General features: G+C 45.8%; 7 protein-coding genes and 1 pseudogene. 6 read left to right on the forward strand and 2 right to left on the reverse strand.

The features are described 5' to 3' along the window. Nucleotides 1–129: 129 nt before the first annotated feature. The 6 genes and pseudogenes from ACTQ53_RS09220 to ACTQ53_RS09245 all read left to right on the forward strand — a co-directional run bounded on the left by ACTQ53_RS09220 (nucleotide 130) and on the right by ACTQ53_RS09245 (nucleotide 12,671). The gene (locus tag ACTQ53_RS09220) at nucleotides 130–3,336 is read left to right on the forward strand and encodes a SusC/RagA family TonB-linked outer membrane protein (RefSeq protein WP_441932792.1); all 3,207 of its coding nucleotides are present in this window, start codon (nucleotides 130–132) and stop codon (nucleotides 3,334–3,336) included. A gap of 49 nt (nucleotides 3,337–3,385) precedes the next feature. Further along, nucleotides 3,386–5,143: a RagB/SusD family nutrient uptake outer membrane protein gene (locus tag ACTQ53_RS09225; RefSeq protein WP_235304503.1), complete on the forward strand. Its 1,758-nt coding sequence runs from the start codon at nucleotides 3,386–3,388 to the stop codon at nucleotides 5,141–5,143. A gap of 85 nt (nucleotides 5,144–5,228) precedes the next feature. Beyond that, nucleotides 5,229–6,671 (forward strand): annotated as a pseudogene (locus tag ACTQ53_RS09230) (hypothetical protein); the annotation flags it as partial. Nucleotides 6,672–7,338: 667 nt separating this feature from the next. Then, on the forward strand, nucleotides 7,339–9,990 hold the full coding sequence (locus tag ACTQ53_RS09235) for a lipocalin-like domain-containing protein (RefSeq protein ID WP_441932793.1): 2,652 nt from the start codon (nucleotides 7,339–7,341) through the stop codon (nucleotides 9,988–9,990). Nucleotides 9,991–10,100: 110 nt separating this feature from the next. Continuing rightward, complete coding sequence (locus tag ACTQ53_RS09240; protein WP_294968572.1) at nucleotides 10,101–11,081, forward strand: family 43 glycosylhydrolase; 981 nt, start codon at nucleotides 10,101–10,103, stop codon at nucleotides 11,079–11,081. Between the two features lie 150 nt (nucleotides 11,082–11,231). Beyond that, nucleotides 11,232–12,671 (forward strand): AAA family ATPase, encoded by a 1,440-nt coding sequence (locus ACTQ53_RS09245; protein WP_441932794.1) that lies wholly within the window; start codon nucleotides 11,232–11,234, stop codon nucleotides 12,669–12,671. Nucleotides 12,672–13,044: 373 nt separating this feature from the next. Here the strand turns inward: ACTQ53_RS09245 and ACTQ53_RS09250 are convergent, their stop codons facing one another. Together ACTQ53_RS09250 and ACTQ53_RS09255 are read right to left on the reverse strand one after the other, a co-directional pair. Beyond that, the gene (locus ACTQ53_RS09250) at nucleotides 13,045–13,953 is read right to left on the reverse strand and encodes an IS4 family transposase (protein ID WP_441932795.1); all 909 of its coding nucleotides are present in this window, start codon (nucleotides 13,951–13,953) and stop codon (nucleotides 13,045–13,047) included. A 501-nt stretch (nucleotides 13,954–14,454) separates the two neighbouring features. Then, entirely contained in the window at nucleotides 14,455–16,896 is a 2,442-nt protein-coding gene (locus ACTQ53_RS09255) for an alpha-L-arabinofuranosidase C-terminal domain-containing protein (protein ID WP_441932796.1), read from the reverse strand. Between the last annotated feature and the right edge of the window lie 175 nt (nucleotides 16,897–17,071).

A 17,071-nucleotide genomic window follows, 5' to 3' on the forward strand; every position in this document is an offset into this window, starting at 1 on the left:
ATGTGTATGGCTTTGCCCTGCACTACTAACTTCCATCCGCAACCCATAAAAAGAGTAAACGGACGAAAGCAACTACAAACTATAGAAAATTAGAATAAACAAAAATACAAACCTAAAAATTGATAAGCAATGAGGAAACAATTATTCTCTATGATGCTATGCCTTGGTGCTGTTGGTGGCGCTTCTTTTGTTGCCCCAATGCCCTCAATGGCTGCTGTTGCACAGGACCAGGTGATTACAGTCAAGGGACAAGTTGTAGATGATCAGGGTGAACCTCTGATTGGTGCAACAGTCAAGACTAAGGATGCCAAGACTGGTGCAGTTACCGACTTGGATGGTAATTTTGAAATCCGTGTGAAGGCGAACGCCACTCTTTTTGTAAGCTATCTTGGCTACAAGGAGCGTGAGATTGCAGTACGCGGTCGTGCCATTATTGATGCTATCCAGCTCTCTTCTGATGACCATGTACTCGACCAGGTTGTTGTCGTAGGTTATGGTACCCAGAAGAAGGCAGACCTTACCGGTTCCGTATCTATCGTCAATGCTGAGGAGATGAAGAAGGTATCTAATTCCAACATCTCTACCATGCTTGAGGGTAAGGTTGCCGGTGTACAGATTACATCAGACGGTCAGCCTGGTGCAGATCCTAGTGTGAGAATTCGTGGTATCGGTTCTTTCGGTAGCACAGCTCCTCTTTATGTCATCGACGGTGTGCCAATGGGTACCACTATCCGTGACTTCTCTCCTAATGATATCGAGACCATCCAGATTCTGAAGGATGCTTCTGCGGGTGCCATCTACGGTTCTCGTGCTGCCAATGGTGTCGTTATCATCACTACCAAGAATGGTAAGAAAGACCAGCCTCTGAAGGTGAACTACTCTGGTTATTTTGGTGTTGACCAGATTCCTGGCGATGTATATGATGTAATGAACGCTGACCAGTATAGCAACTACCTGGGTCAGGCTTGCAAGAATTCCAACACTCCTCTGCCTGGCGGTTACAAGATGGGCGAGGATGGAATGTATCATTTCCAGGACGAAACCAACACAGATTGGTTTGACGAGGTATTCAAGACCGGTATCCGCCAGAACCACAACGTAGCCCTCAGCGGTGGTAGCTCTCACAGTACTTATAATGTATCTCTCGACTACTATAACCAGAAGGGTACCTTGGAAGGTGCAGGCCCTAACTACGAGCGTTATACTGCCCGTGTCAACAACACTATGGACACCAAGTTCGTGAAGTTCCGTACCAGCATGGTTTACTCTCACTCTAACCAGGACAACATGGGTCTTTCCAATGCCTCAGAGTATGTCCAGGGTCTTTACGGTGATGTAACCAACGTGCTCCGTGGTACACTTCTGATGCAGCCTACCATCAAGGCTTACGATAACTCTACATGGGTTCTCGATGACAAGGTGGGTGCAGCCAACGGTTATCGCTACGATGCTTACGGTTATGGTGTTTACTATGATGGCGTACATGGTGATATCTCTGCTTCTAACCCGTTGTTGGTTAACAATATGTTGCAGCGCAATACATTGGTTGACCGCTTCGTAGGTACAGCTTCTGCTGATGTTGACCTGTTGGGTATGGTAGGCATCAAGAGCAAGAATCATGGTCTTCACTATAATGTAAACCTCTCTTACAGCAAGACAGAGGCTAAGGATAAGACCTGGATTCCTTCCTGGATTCAGAGCAACCGTGTATATCTCGCCAAGGAGAATGAGCGCCTCACCAAGGGTTCACGCAACTACAGCGATGCTTTGGTTGAGAATACCATTACCTACAATGGAACAATCGGCAAGCACAACATCAACCTGCTCGCCGGTATGACATACGAGGAGGAAAATACCAACCTCCTTACTGGTTGGGGTATCAACTTCACAGAGCCATACTTCCTCCAGCTCCAGAACGCCAAGAACACTTACTCAGAGTCATACGAGTTCAAGCATAGCCTGGCATCATACGTAGGTCGTTTGAACTACAACTATGATGAGAAGTACCTGCTTTCTGCAGTAGTACGTCGTGATGGTAGCTCTCGCTTGAGCAAGAACATCCGTTGGGCAACCTTCCCATCTGTATCTTTGGGTTGGCGTTTCGATAAGGAGAAGTTCTTCCCTATCAGCCGCGACATCGTTAACATGTTCAAGATTCGTGCCAGCTATGGTGAGCTAGGTAACGAGAACATCGGTGAGTACCAGTATATGGCTACCATGAACCGTAACAACATGACTTACAGCTTTGGCAACAGTCCTGTAACCGGTTCTGCCGTTTCTACCTTCGTGAACAACGATATCGCCTGGGAGAAGAAGAAGACCACCAACGTGGGTATCGACCTGGCAATGTTCAACAACCGTTTGGAGTTCACTGCCGAGTGGTATAAGAACAAGTCAGAAGACCTGCTTTACTCAGTTCCTGTGCCAGCACAGACCGGTGTATCCAACACCTCTGTAACCATGAACGCTGCCTCTATGGAGAACAGTGGCTTCGAGTTCAGCGCTACCTACCGCAACCGCGATCATGCCCTCAAGTATGATATCAGCGCCAACGTAAGTACCCTGAAGAACAAGGTAACCTCTCTGGGTATCGGTAAGGATTCATACATTGCGGGTGCATACGCTACTTACGTAGGTCAGGAGATTGGTAAGTTCTATGGTTGGGTTTACAAGGGAATCGCCCGTACCCAGGAAGACTTGGACAACAATGCTGTTCAGCAGGGTGCCAATGTCGGTGACTGCCTCTATGAGGATATCTCAGGTCCTGACGGAAGTCCTGATGGCGTAATCGATGCTTACGACCAGACCGTATTGGGCAGTGGTCTTCCAAAGGTAAACTTCGGTTTGAGCACTCACTTGGAGTATAAGGGTTTCGACCTCAACATCTCTACATACGGAGTATTGAATTATCACGTATCAGATGATATCTATAACAGTTTGAACTCTTGCTACGGTTATGGCAACAAGGAAGTAGGCATGCTGGATGCCAACCGCTGGTCAGAGGATGGTTCTACCTACCTCTCTAGTGTTCCACGCACCTATGCAGCCAACAACGCTACCTTGGCATGGAACGACCTCTTCAGCTCTCGCAAGATTCAGAATGCTGCTTACTGGAAGATAGCCAACGTAGAGTTGGGCTACAACTTCCCAGACAAGTGGTTTGGTGGATATGTAAATGGTGTACGTCTCTATGTATCAGCACAGAACCTCTACACCTTCACAGGCTATCATGGATATAATGTAGACTATGCTGGCGGTACCTTTACCCCAGGTTACAACTTCTGCTCTTTCCCAAGTGCAAGAACATTCATGTGTGGTCTCCACTTCACATTCTAATAATGAGAATAGACAAGTATAAGAATCATTATTTAAAAGAACATTTGATATGAAACTATATAAATTATCATTAGCTCTCTTCCTTGGCCTCGGTGCAATGGCAACTACATCATGTGAGGACAAGTTGGAGGTAACAAATCCAAACCAGCAGACCACCGGAACCTTCGGTTTCAATGCAGATGATTTGGAGGAGTGCGTTATCGCAGCATACAACCATATCCGTATGGAAGGTTCTTCTGCTCGTGTAGGCTATACCCTTGATGTAACACGTGGCGATGAGGTTTGGAACTCATCACAGGTATGGTATATGCCATTCGACGACATGAACGACCCAGTAACAGACGAAATCTCATTCTGGCCTTGGCGTGAGGCTTACTATACTATTAATGTATGTAACTTCATCCTCTCACGTACCACAGGCGATGATGCTTCGCTCTCAGAGACCATGAAGAAGATCAAGGGACAGGCTCTCTTCCTTCGTGGTTATTCTTACTATACATTGGCAGGATACTATCAGAATCCTACTTTGATTACTGATTACGCCAACTATTCTTCTCTGGATGGTCTCTATGGCAAGAACAGTACCTACGACGAGGTACTCGATCAGGTAGAGCAGGATTTTGCTGAGGCTATGACTCTCCTCCCATCTCGCGATGCAGGTGGTCAGTGGGCTAAGGGTCGTGCAACCTGCGGTGCTGCTGCCGGTTACTATGCCCGCACTCTGATGCAGCGTCATAAGTACAGCGAAGCTCTTGCCGTACTCAAGGACATCATGAACAAGAAGTATGGTTCTTACAAGCTGGTGGCTAACTATGGCGACAACTTCCGTGAGGGTTCTGCTTATGAGAACAATGATGAGAGCCTCTTCGAGATTCAGTATCTCGACTACGGTTCACAGGGTGTGGATGATGAGTGGACTCCAGTCAATACAAGCCCTAACGCTACACAGGGACATGCCATTGAGTCTAACTTCGCTCCAGGTAGATTCGGTGGATGGGCTGACCTCTCAGCTTCTCCATGGTTGTACAACCTCTTCAAGCAGGAGCGTACCAAGGAAGGTAAGTTGGATCCACGTCTTTACTGGACCATCGGTACATACGAGACAGACTGGGTTGGTTTTGAGAATGGTAACGTAGCTTACAAGACCGAGATGACAGCTTCTGATACCATCATAACCAACAACAACTATGGTGGTCTTCCTATCGCTAAGTGGACCAATTTCCGTACCAACCTTTATGATAAGGTGACAACCGGTCTTCATTGCGGTATCAACCTCCGTATGATGCGTTACTCAGACGTTTTGCTCCGTGCAGCAGAGTGCGAGAACGAGGTGAACGGTCCTACACAGCAGGCAATCGACTGGATTAACCAGGTTCGTGAGCGTGCCAACCTGAAGGACTTGAAGCTTTCAGACTTCAATAGCAAGGATAAGCTCTTCGAGCAGATTGCCAATGTAGAGCGTCCTAAGGAGTTCGGTTGCGAGTACGGTCGTGGTTACGACCTGATCCGTTGGGGATTCTTCTATGATCAGGGTCGTTTGGCTCAGTTGAAGGAGCACGGAACCTTCCGCCGTTCTCCATACAAGGCAAAGGAGCCGGTAAGCTACTCTTTGGTAGGTGTTGATTCAGAGGTGAAGAGCTCTTACGATACATACGTACCAGGTCATGAGTTCCTGCCTATCTATCAGGGCTTGTTGAATGATAACCCTAACCTGACAGGTAACTCAGCTAATACGAATACGGATAACTCATCTGATTTCTTCGGCAGAGGTTGGACAGTTCATCCTGTAGTAGACTTGAGCAAGTAACAATATTCATTATCTCAAGGGGCAGGATTACCTGCCTCATGAGATAAAACTAAATAATTCACATATTTATAATATAGAATACAATATGAAACACCTAAATAAATTAGCATCTGTCTTCTGCGTAGCTGCAATGGCATTGACAGCGATGACTGGATGCGAGGGAAGTGACATGTTCAGTGTTAACTCTCCTGATTGGATTTCAGAAAAGATAGACTCCATCAATGCCGCTAAGGGCAATGACAATGCATTGCCAGAAGGTGAAGAGGATGTTTATACAGTCGGTGCTACTGACTATTCTACAGGTTGGTGGACAGCCTTCTCCAAGTACTATGTCATTCCTGATGGCAAGACCTGGAATGCTGTGTTCAATCTGAACATCAACCCATCGGCTCCTAATACCTACAAGAACTTCGCCCTCATCCTTGCTAGTGATGATGATCGTGGTGGCGCTAACTATAAGGAGTATGGAGCTATCCGTTTCGATAATCAGCCAAGCGGTAACTCTGAGTGGGGTGATTATATCGACAGAAGTGGTGTAGTAAGTACTCTTACTTTTGATACTGATACCGATGAAGGCGTACAGAAGCTTGGTGGTACTGTGATTCTTACTGTAGACCGTTCTGATCCTAATGCCTTCAGCGTAAAGATTACCAACGGAACTGTAACCAAGACATACAAGCAGGCTACCCCTCTCCCAAATCTCAATCCGGATGCAAGCGATACCAACATCCGTGCATTCCTTGTACCGGAAGGTTCTTACATCAACTTCCTCCAGTCTAACCTCGAGCCAATCGGTGGTTTCACTTCTGCAGAGGATAAGCAGCCTCTTTCTATGGAGTTGCACTCTGTTCCTAAGAAGGTAATGGTAGGTACATCTCTTGAGGATGCAATGGCCAACGTTTCTGCTACCATCACATTCGAGACTGGTATCACCAAGGAGGTTCCTGCTGCTGAACTCGGATTTGTGGCTGTTCCTAACATGGATCAGGTAGGTGTGAAGACACTCGTTGCTATCTACAACAAGACATTCAAGAACGAGAACTGCAGTTCTCCTATCACAGGTCAGGCTCAGTTCAGCGTTGTTGACAAGATGTTCAACAGCCTGGGTGCTACCGACAACTCAACTCCATTCTTCGGTGTTCTGTCAGATCCAGTAAAGGTAGCTCCTCATGAGACTCAGGTGATGCAGTTTACCAACTATACCAATGGTGGTAATAACTGGGAAAACTTCCTCGTTGTAATGGTAAACGGTGCTGGAACAGAATACGGTGTTACCCGTGCCGACTGCTTCGGTTGGGGTGCTGCTTATGACGGCAAGGCAACTCCATTCGGTGCTCCTGAAAATTGGGCTACATGGCTCGCTGACATGGATGGCGCCAAGGTTACCCTCTATACAACCAACAATGGTGATGGCACTGTTGATATCAAGTACGATATCCTGGCAGCCAATGGACATAAGTATCACATGGGCTACACTGGAATCTCTGGCGTAGATCCTAACGACTTCTTCGTCAAGCTCTCTCTTGAGAAGGCTCACCTCGAGTTTGATACCGTCATCGGTAATGAGGACAATACTTCTGCTTTCTTCGGAGCTCTCTCCAATGTGTTTGATGTTCCTGCAGGCAAGACCGTTTCTACTCAGTTCGTCAACTACACAGCTGGTGGTTCTAACTGGCATAACTTCGTAGCAGTTCTTGTCAACAAGGCAAACGATAAGGAGTATGCTGCAGTTCGTGCCGACAACTACGGTTGGGGTACTGGATATGATGCATGTACTCATGCCTGCTCATGGGAAGACTGGGGTGCTTGGCTTACAGCCATGGATGGTGCCAAGGTTCAGCTCTCTGTAACCAATGTAGGTAATGGTACAGCCAACATCAAGGCAACCATGATAGGCAACAATGGTGTAACCTACACCCAGACCTATAATGGCATCAACAACATCGATGCCAATGATCTGGCGTTCAAGCTCACGATAGAGAAGGCTCATCTCGTATTCGACCTTCCTTTCGCAAATTCATCATTTGCTGCCCGCAAGCACTATACACGTGCTCATCGCAGATAAGAGATTTTTGAAATAATATGATAAGGCATGGCCTATGTGAAAACACATTTCCACATAGGTCTGCCTTTTTGCATGATATCAGAAGTCTTGGTTTTCTTTTTACAAATCAATAATTTAACTCAATCAAGTTATGAAGAAATTATTACTCTCTATGTTGGGGCTTGCTGCCATCGGTGCAACTGCCCAGACACAGGTCAGCGACAACGACCTGACGAATGCTTATACGTCGAGAGCATATAATAAGCGTGTGGTTTGCCACGACCCGTCTATCGTGGTGGACGACATCACCAACCCTAACTCGCCTACCTATTATATATATGGTTCTCATCTGGGTAGAGGCAAGACCACTGCGGCAAGCAACTACCAGGAATGGACTCCGTTCAAGGCGGGCGAGGAAGCTGCCGGCAATGTGAACAGTCTCTTTGCCAACAAGCAGGGCACATTGGTTAATTATTCCATTGCCTATCAGTCGCATGTTGTCACCGAAGTGAAGAACAGCAAGGGTGAGAAGGTGAAGTTCGGCAACTTCAATGCCCACGGCTGGCAGTATAAAGGCTATAATGTGAAGGGCAATCAGTGGGCACCAGACATCGTATACAACAAGACCATGAAGAAATGGTGTATGTATATGAGTCTGAATGGAGACCACTGGTGCTCTTCCATCGTATGCTTTGTTTCAGATAATATCGAAGGATCTTGGACTTATCAGGGACCAGTAGTTTTCTCCGGTTTCCAGGGCACATACGCTCACAATTCATACGCTGCTGCGGATGACTGGAAACATACCGACTTTGCCATTGCCACAGGCGAAACCGCTCTTCCTTCCCGTTATAAGGTGGGCGATAAATGGGGAACCTATTGGCCAAACTGTATCGACCCATGCGTCTTCTATGATGATAACGACAACCTCTGGATGAGCTACGGCTCCTGGTCGGGTGGTATCTTTATGATTAAGTTGGATAAGACCAACGGTCTCCGCGACTATACCTATACCTTCCCTTACGAGGTGAATGGCAAGGTCACCACTCCGGGTGCTGCCAGTGCCAACTGTACCAGCGATCCTTACTTCGGCAAGAAGATTGCTGGTGGATATTACGTATCGGGTGAGGCAAGCTATATTCAGAAGATAGGCAAGTACTACTTCCTCTTCATGAGCTATGGTGGCTTGACCAGCGATGGCGGTTACCAGATGCGCATCTTCCGTTCTGAGTATCCAGATGGACCTTACAAGGATTGCTATGGCACATCGGCACTCTTCAAGAGTTATAAGATGAACTATAGTTCTGCCACAGAAGACAACCGTGGCGTATTGCTCTTTGGCGGTTACCAGTGGGATGCAATGAGCGGTGCTGAAATAGCACAGGGTCACAACTCTGCGTTTGTAGACAAGCAGAACCGTTCTTTCGTGGTTTACCACACCCGTTTCAGCAATGGTGGCGAGGGTCATCAGGTTCGTGTTCATCAGCTCTTCCTCAATGACGAGGGGTGGTTGATGGCAGCTCCATTCGAGTTTGACGGCGAGACCATCACCGATGCAGCTATCGCTTCCAAGGCATCTATCGCAGATGCTGACATTGCAGGCGACTATCAGTTCATGCGTCATCAGTATGGTCAGAACACCAAGGCAAAGGCTTTCGAGACTCCTGTGAACATTACTCTCAATGCCGATGGAACCATCACTGGTGCCGAGAAGGGAACCTGGAAGCGTACGGCTGGTACTGATTACATCCACCTGACTATCAATGATGTCGTATATCGTGGCGTACTGGTTAAGCAGACCATCGACTATACCAATATCCCAGCCATCGCCATCTCTGCTCTCTCTTCATCAAGCGGTAGCGTGGCACTGGGACAGAACAACTTCACCTATCAGCAGGAGGTTTGGGCTGTAAAGGCAGATGCCAAGGCAGCCATTAAGTACACCCTCAGCAAGATGACATTGCCATTCTCTGACGGTGCCACTCTGAATGCGGCTCCTTCTCTGCCAGTTCAGGGCAAGATGGGTGCGAATATTTCATGGAAGTCAAGCGATACCTCTATCCTGACCGATGAAGGCAAGGTGAAGGGAAAGGGCAAGGTAACCATGACCATGACCATCAGCAAGGATGAGTATGAGTATGTGAAGGATTATTCCCTGAATATCGATGCTGAGGCTGAGGAAACAACTCCGGTATATTATCCAGTGTCTGCACTGAAGAATACAACTTCTGCTTGGTGGACCAACTTCTCGGCAGATTATAAGTTGCAGGCTGGTAAGAAGGCTCAGTTTAAGTTCTATAACTATAGTAATGCTGCTAATAACTGGTGCAACTGGGCTTTGTATGGTGCCAACGTGACACATGGTGCTACTGGCTATGCCGAGTATTTCGGTATCCGTTGCGATAATTGGAACAACACTACTGCTTCTAACACTGGCTGTGTAAGCAATTACGTTTGGGAAACCTTCAAGGATGATATGAACGGGTCTTTGGTTGACATGAACGTGGAGTATGCCGCTAATGGAGCCTTCAAGATGACTGCTACAATCACAACTACCAGCAAGAAGGTATACAACTATTCGTTCTCTACCACCATTGCCAGCAAACCTAGCCAGATTACCTTGTTCTTCGTAAACGAGGGTTCCTATATCGATGGCTCTAGCCTCGTAGATACCGGAATCGCTCCTATCATTATCCAGAAGAAGCAGAATGACGGCAAGTGGTACAATCTTGCAGGTCAGCTGGTGGACAAGAGCTACAAGGGTGTAGTGATTGTAAATGGAAGAAAGTTTGTGAACAAGTAATTCTCTTATATATTATAATAAGGTATAATACAAAGAAGATGAATTTATCTAAAATACTATTGGGAGCAGCAATGATGATTGCTGCTCCTGCTGTAAAAGGCGGTTGCCAGATGATGGCACAGAATGCTCCTCTGGAGCCTGTCGTGGTAGACACTCCTATGGTTCACGACCCCGTGATGGCTTATGAGAACGGCAAGTACTATCTCTACTGCACGGGTCATGGCATTGCGCAGATGACTTCTACCGACCGCAAGCATTGGACCTTGAATCCGCAGGGTGTGTTGAAAGACGAGGCGCGTGGTGCTTTCCCTGCCTGGACCCATGATAGTGTGCCGGGTTATGAGAGTCATACCTGGGCACCTGATGTCATCAAGTATAAGAACAAGTGGTATATGGCTTATTCCTGTTCTACCTTCGGCAAGAACACCTCTGCCATCGGATTGCTCAGCAATGTTTCTTTAGCCGATACCGATGGTTGGAAAGACGAGGGTTGTCTCATTGTCTCAAAGGGTGGAAAAGTGAATTGGAATGCCATCGATCCTAATTTCGTGATAGATGAGAAGGGCAAGCCTTGGCTTACCTGGGGGTCTTTCTGGGATGGCATCCAGCTCATTCCGCTGGACAAGAAGACGATGCATGTGAAGAAGGGCGCCAAGCCTCAGACCATTGCCCGCCGTTATGCACTCAATCAGATTGATGTGCCTACCAATCCTACTTCCAAGGATGCCGGCACCAATGCCATCGAGGCTCCATTCATCATGAAGCATGGTAGTTATTACTATCTCTTCGTCAGTTGGGATTACTGCTGCCAGGGGATGAAGAGTACCTATCGTGTTGCCGTAGGCAGAAGCAAGAAGGTTTCCGGTCCTTATCTGGACAAGACGGGTAAGGATATGCGAGAGGGTGGTGGCACCCTGCTGCTGGAAGGTGACAAGAAGGAATATGAGGCGATGGGCCATTGTTCAGCCTACTCCTTCCCTGATGGTGATTTCTTCTTCTGCCATGGTTACAGTATCGCCAAGAATGGCGCCAGCATCCTGGTCCAGAAGCGAATCAACTGGACGGAAGATGGGTGGCTGACGCTGGAATAAGATATATTAGCTTAGTGTTAAAATAGAGTTAAAATAGCGTTTATTCCGCTACTAACGGTAAAAAATCGGTTTCGTAGCGAAATAAGCGCTATTTTCTTTCGCTATTTCCGAAATTTGTCGTATATTTGCAGCATCTAATTGAGTATGATTATGTGTGAAATAATAGGTAGAAAAAAGGAAATAGCAGAATTGAAGCGTTACTACGAAAGTGGTAGGGCTGAGTTTGTGGCTGTGTATGGTCGTCGCCGTGTTGGTAAAACATTCTTGATTGATGAGGTGTTTCATGATGATATGGTGTTTCATCATACAGGATTGTCGCCTTACGACCGTCGTCGTAAGATAACTTTGAAAGACCAGTTGCAGAATTTCTATTTCTCGCTTCTTCGCCATGGCATGGAGGATATTGTGCAACCTAAGTCGTGGATGGAGGCTTTCTTTTTGCTGGAACGTTTTTTGGAAACTTGCGATAATGGTTCCCGACAGGTGGTATTTATCGACGAGTTGCCTTGGATGGATACGGCACGTTCCGGTTTTCTTACCGCATTAGAGGCTTTCTGGAATGGTTGGGGCAATATGCGCCATAATCTTTTGCTCGTAGTCTGTGGTTCTGCCACCTCCTGGATGCTTGATAATCTAATCAGTAATAAAGGTGGATTATATGGTCGTTTGACAGGAGAAATCAAACTGTCACCGTTTACTTTGAAAGAATGTGAGGAATTCTATCAGAGTCGTGGCATCAAGATGTCCCGTTATAATATTACGCAGGCTTATATGATTATGGGGGGAATTCCTTTCTATATGAATTTCTTTAATCCAACCTATAGTCTGGCTCAGAACATAGATGCCTTGTTCTTTGACCGTCAGGCGAAGCTGGGGGATGAGTTTGACAGGCTCTTCAATTCTGTGTTTGATAATGCTGAAGACTGTATGAAGATTGTTCGTTTTTTGGGTACCCGCCATGCTGGTTTCACCCGTAAGGAGATAGCAGAGCATACCGGTTTGAATCCGAATGGTGATTTTACCAAGATGCTGAAAGCCTTGATCGGCAGTGATTTTGTGGTGAAATATACTCCATTTGGTTTCAGTCAGCGAGAGGAGTATTACAAGCTTATCGATTCCTTTTGCTGGTTCTGGCTTCATTTTAAGGAGAAGAAGGCAGTAAAGCAAACTGACTACTGGCAGCAGCATTTGAAGGAGAGCGACATTGCCTCATGGCGTGGCATTGCTTTCGAGGAGGTTTGTTTGCAGCATATTTCGCAGATAAAATATGCTCTTCATATTGGTGCTGTGTCTACCCAAGAGTCTTCTTTGGTGTTGAAGGGTGATATTGAAAATGATGGTATGCAAATTGATCTTTTGATAGAACGTGCTGATGATGTAGTGAATGTTTGTGAGATGAAGTTCTATAAGTCTCCATTTACTATCACGAAGTCGTATGCACAAGTTTTGGGTACTCGTTTACAAACTTTGGAGAAGATGTTTCCGGCATTGACTTTCCATCTGACTTATATTGGAGCTACAGATTTAGTTAGCAATGAGTATTCCGACTTGTTTGCTTCTTCTCTTACATTGGATGATTTGTTTAGCTGATAGGAGGTTCAATAACAAAGCTTTGTTTGTATAACTCTCAAAACACGTTAAAGAAAAGATTGCTGATTTCATGAAATATTATGTGACAGCACTGCTGTCCCGTTTAGAAATCGTCGGGGCTGAAAAGGCTAGGATATAGCCAATCCGCCGTCACTTCTGTTGGAACAGCTTTGTTAAACAATTCATTTAAAGGAGTCTTGTCCGTAAGGAATAGACCCACGTTCTTTGAAATAGTGTGTAGCGATTGATCTATGTGCATCACTTTCTTTGTATAAGCTAAAAGCAAGTATGTGCATATGGCAATCCAGATTTGCAGATATATGGCATTCTCGGAAGTTCCGTAAAAAGATTTGATGTGAAGGTGTTGCTTAATTCATTTAAAGTAAAGTTCCACGTTCCATCTTTCCCTATATAATTCAGATATGGTAAGCGGTTCATATTCCATGTTGTTTGTGAGAAACCTATACACCTTATTGGTTGCATAGTCCTCATAGGTTACCATTCTAAGTTCTTCAGGATACCATTTGGCAGTATGTAGTCCTGTTAATTTGATACGTTCATCAGAAATGATACCAGTGCTCTTGTCAACTTCGGCTTCTGATACAACTTCAAAAAGCATGTTATCTTTTGCCCTAGTAACAAAGAATGCATTCTTCTTAGTTATCAACTTGAAGAGTCTGTTAAAATCTACATATCCTCTGTCCATCAAATAGATAGCAGAAGGTTCTATGTAGAGATTATCAAGAGCTTTTACATCATTAACCGATGCTGATGTCAAATAAACTGAGACTGGAAGATTTCCTCGCAAATCGACTAATGTGTGCATCTTGATGCCACCTTTGTTTTTGAGAAACTTTGCCCAAGGACATAATTTGAGACACAGACTTATAGTACTGCTATCAAAAGCATATACCATGTTGTCAAGGTCTAATCTGAACTTGTCTTTGGCATAAAGAGGACGTACTTTTTTCAAAAGAACGTCTGCAAAATCTTTATAGATATGCCAATCTCGCTTCTCGTTAGCTTTTGCTAGAGTATTACGTGGTACAGCATAACTAATACCACAATGGTAAAGTTTGCTGGAGAGTGCCGTAAGGCAGTTTTCTATATCTCGAAGACTATCACGACCTGTTAATTGAGCATAGCTCATTACTGGAAATTGGTCTTTACAAGAGAAGTTTCTTGCTCTGTAGTTTCCCTTATAACGGTCTACACAACTTTTGAAATCACGTTCTGGTATAAGTGACATAATCTGAGAAAATATAGATTTGCCTTTGTTCATCGCACACGTATTTTAAATATGCGTGCAAAGATACAAAATCAAATCGAGTACACTATAAAAAGTCCGTAAACTTTTGAGTATTAGCAACTTATTTAATAATCGTCTCGTTTTAACGGGACACTAGTGTCTTGTAATGTTAATATATAATCCGATAGCTCATTTGTCATAATGGCGTCTAAAGAACGATAACGCTAGCAAAAGTACGAAAAAATGGCTACGGGTGTAGCCATTCTCCGTATCTTTTATGATATTTTGAACGTTTTTATTTCCTTAGAAACACTTTTTCAAAGTATTTGAGGATATAAATGATACATACAGCTATAATAGCTTTGAATAACGATGTCTTCCATTCAATACTATCAGACAATCATAAAAAACGAGGCGGCAAACTGCATCACGCAGGTTGCCGCCTTCTCTTTTCTAACTAACTATCTTATCAACTATTCAAAATGGATCATATGATGGAGTTGTCTAGGGCTTAATGCCCTAGACGTATTTTGTTTATTTCAAACGGATGATATTCAGCGAGCTGGCTGGAATCTCTACCGTAGCACCGTTCTTCTCGGTAGTTACATAGTTTTCTACAGGATAGATGTTGGTAGGATTGTCGATGGTGTTCTCCTCCAGACCGTTCTTGGCAGAAAGGCGGATGAGCTTGCCATTCTTGATTTCCTTGCCCTGAAGATTAATCTTCGCTGTGGTGTGCTCGGTACTGGTGTTGGCAATCTTCAGGATTACCTCGCCAGTCTTCTCATCAAGCGTTGCTGTTGAGAAGATGCCAGGAAGGGTGTTTGCCTTCAACTTGGTAGCGAATACCTCCTTGCCATCCAACTTGGCGAAGATGCTGTCGCCCACTACCTTCAGCTCGATATCGTACCACTTGCCGGTTTCAATCTTGCCTGGGCAGGTAGCCACCTGACTCTTGGCACCATTCACGATAGACTCCACACCGTGCTGGGTGTTGTTCCAGCCACCAAGGTTCAACCAGCAGTAGTTGTTCTTATCCACGTAGTTGAAGATGATGAGGAAACCTTCGTTTCCGGCATCCTTCTTCGCGCGTACCTTATATATATAGCCGTTGCTGGTAATCTCACCTGGGTTCAAGTGGATGCAGCTCTCTTCGTTGCTGGTCTGCTTGATGATGCTGCCTTCTGTCTTCCACTGACCGCGGATGTCGGTAGGCAACTCCTGCAAGGTCATTGGCAGCGCCTTGCCGTTCTCATCGCTGTAGCCCTTGTCCTCGAAAGAAACCTGGGTGCCCCATGTTCCCATACCTACACGGCAGATGGCTGGCTTCACCTGAGTCTGCTCATACTTGTATGGATTCTCCTGGTTCACCTTCAGTACACGGGTACCGATGTTGTTCGCCATCACGTTCTGGACATAGTAGGATGGAGTTCCGAATACCTTATCTGATGTATACTGAATCATATCCGGTGCCCACATGCGGTTGTTGAGGTTGGCGAAGATAGGAGCATAGGATGCCATGGTCACAATATCAGAATTGTTTTCGATGCCCATCATATAGACTGCCTCACCGAGTGCTGCATCGAGCGAACCCATATTGCCGAAGCCCTGGGTTACGGCATATTCACCTACATAAATCTCGCTGCCCTTGCGGTCGTAGTTATCATACTTGTTGAAGTTCTCAGCAAACCAGGCAGGGTTTCTGTAGTAGTGCTCATCGAGTAATTCCACGCTCTCGTTGCTTTCCCACTTAGGGTTGTCATCGCCCCAAGCCACCACGTTACCGATGAGGTGCATCTTAGGATATTTCGCCAATACGGCATCCTTGAACTTCTTGAAGCGCTCGTAGTAATGGTCGCTCTGAGCTGCAGGATCCGGCTGGTTGTTCTCATTACCAATCTCCAGATACTCGATGTTGTATGGTTCCGGATGACCGTTCTTGGCACGCAGGGCACCATATTTAGAGGTCACAGGACCATTGGCATACTCCAGGGCATTCATGCACTCGTCAATCCAAGGCTGGATGCTATCCACAGGAGTCATACCGCCGTGCCACAAACCAACATTCACAACATAGAGAGGTTTGGCGTTCAAATCTTCGGCAAGCTGCAGATATTCATCGAATCCCATACCGTCGCTGGTGCGATAGCGCCAGTTTACGTTCTTATGTCCCGGACGCTCCTCTATAGGACCGATGGTCTTCTCCCAGTGGAATGCATTCTCAGGAGACTCCTGTCCCTCTACGTAGCAACCGCCAGGGAAACGGACGAACTTAGGATGGATGTTATAAAGAAGCTGAGCCAGGTCAGGGCGCAAGCCATTCTCGCGATTCTTGAAAGTAGGAGGGAAGAGGCTTACCACATCCAGAACGATGGTACCCTTTCCGTCGGCTACGAGTTCAAACTGTGCTTTCGCATCGTTGGCATTGGCTGTAAGTTCAGCTGTATATTTGGTCCACTTCTTGCCTACCTTGGCATTGAGGGATGTTTCAGCATACACCTTGTCGCCCTTTGCGTTGGTGAGTCGAGCCTTCAATCCGCCCTTGTAGCTACCCTTTGCCCAGAAAGAGAGCTTGTAGGTTCTGCCCTGTACGGCATTGATGCCCCAGAAGCCTTCGTTGATGAGAGAGGCTGTGGCAGCAGGTTTGGCAGCAATGGTAAGCTGGAGAGCCTTGCCCTGTGCCTTGTTGAGCAGACCCTTGTTGATGAGTTGTGTCTGGATTTTTGCACCTTCCTGTGCGGAAGTTTTCCAGGTAGGGATGTTCTTTTCATCATCTTCGAAGGAGCGATTGCTGATGAGTTCGGCATAGAGACCGCCGTCGGCAGCATGGTTGATATCCTCGAAGAAGATACCATAGAGGTTAGGAGAAACCTTGATGCCTGGGTTTGAGGCATCTACATTGATGGTAACCTGTGCGTTGGCTGCCAAAGCAGAGGCGAGCACAGCCGAAAGCAAAATCTGTCTTTTCTTATTCATTTGTTTATTCTTTATTCTTAGGTTTGTTTATTTTATTTCTTGTTGATGGCATGAAATCAAGCTTAGACTGAATCCATGCCGCTATTAATACACAGTTGCAAAAGTACACAAAATGCACAAGAAACAGGTGGACAAAATGCGAAATATAGTGTAAAAGGTGGATTTTCTGATGAAA

Origin of the sequence: Prevotella sp. Sow4_E9_plate, from assembly GCF_052116205.1 — a bacterium.
Classification (GTDB): Bacteria; Bacteroidota; Bacteroidia; order Bacteroidales; family Bacteroidaceae; genus Prevotella.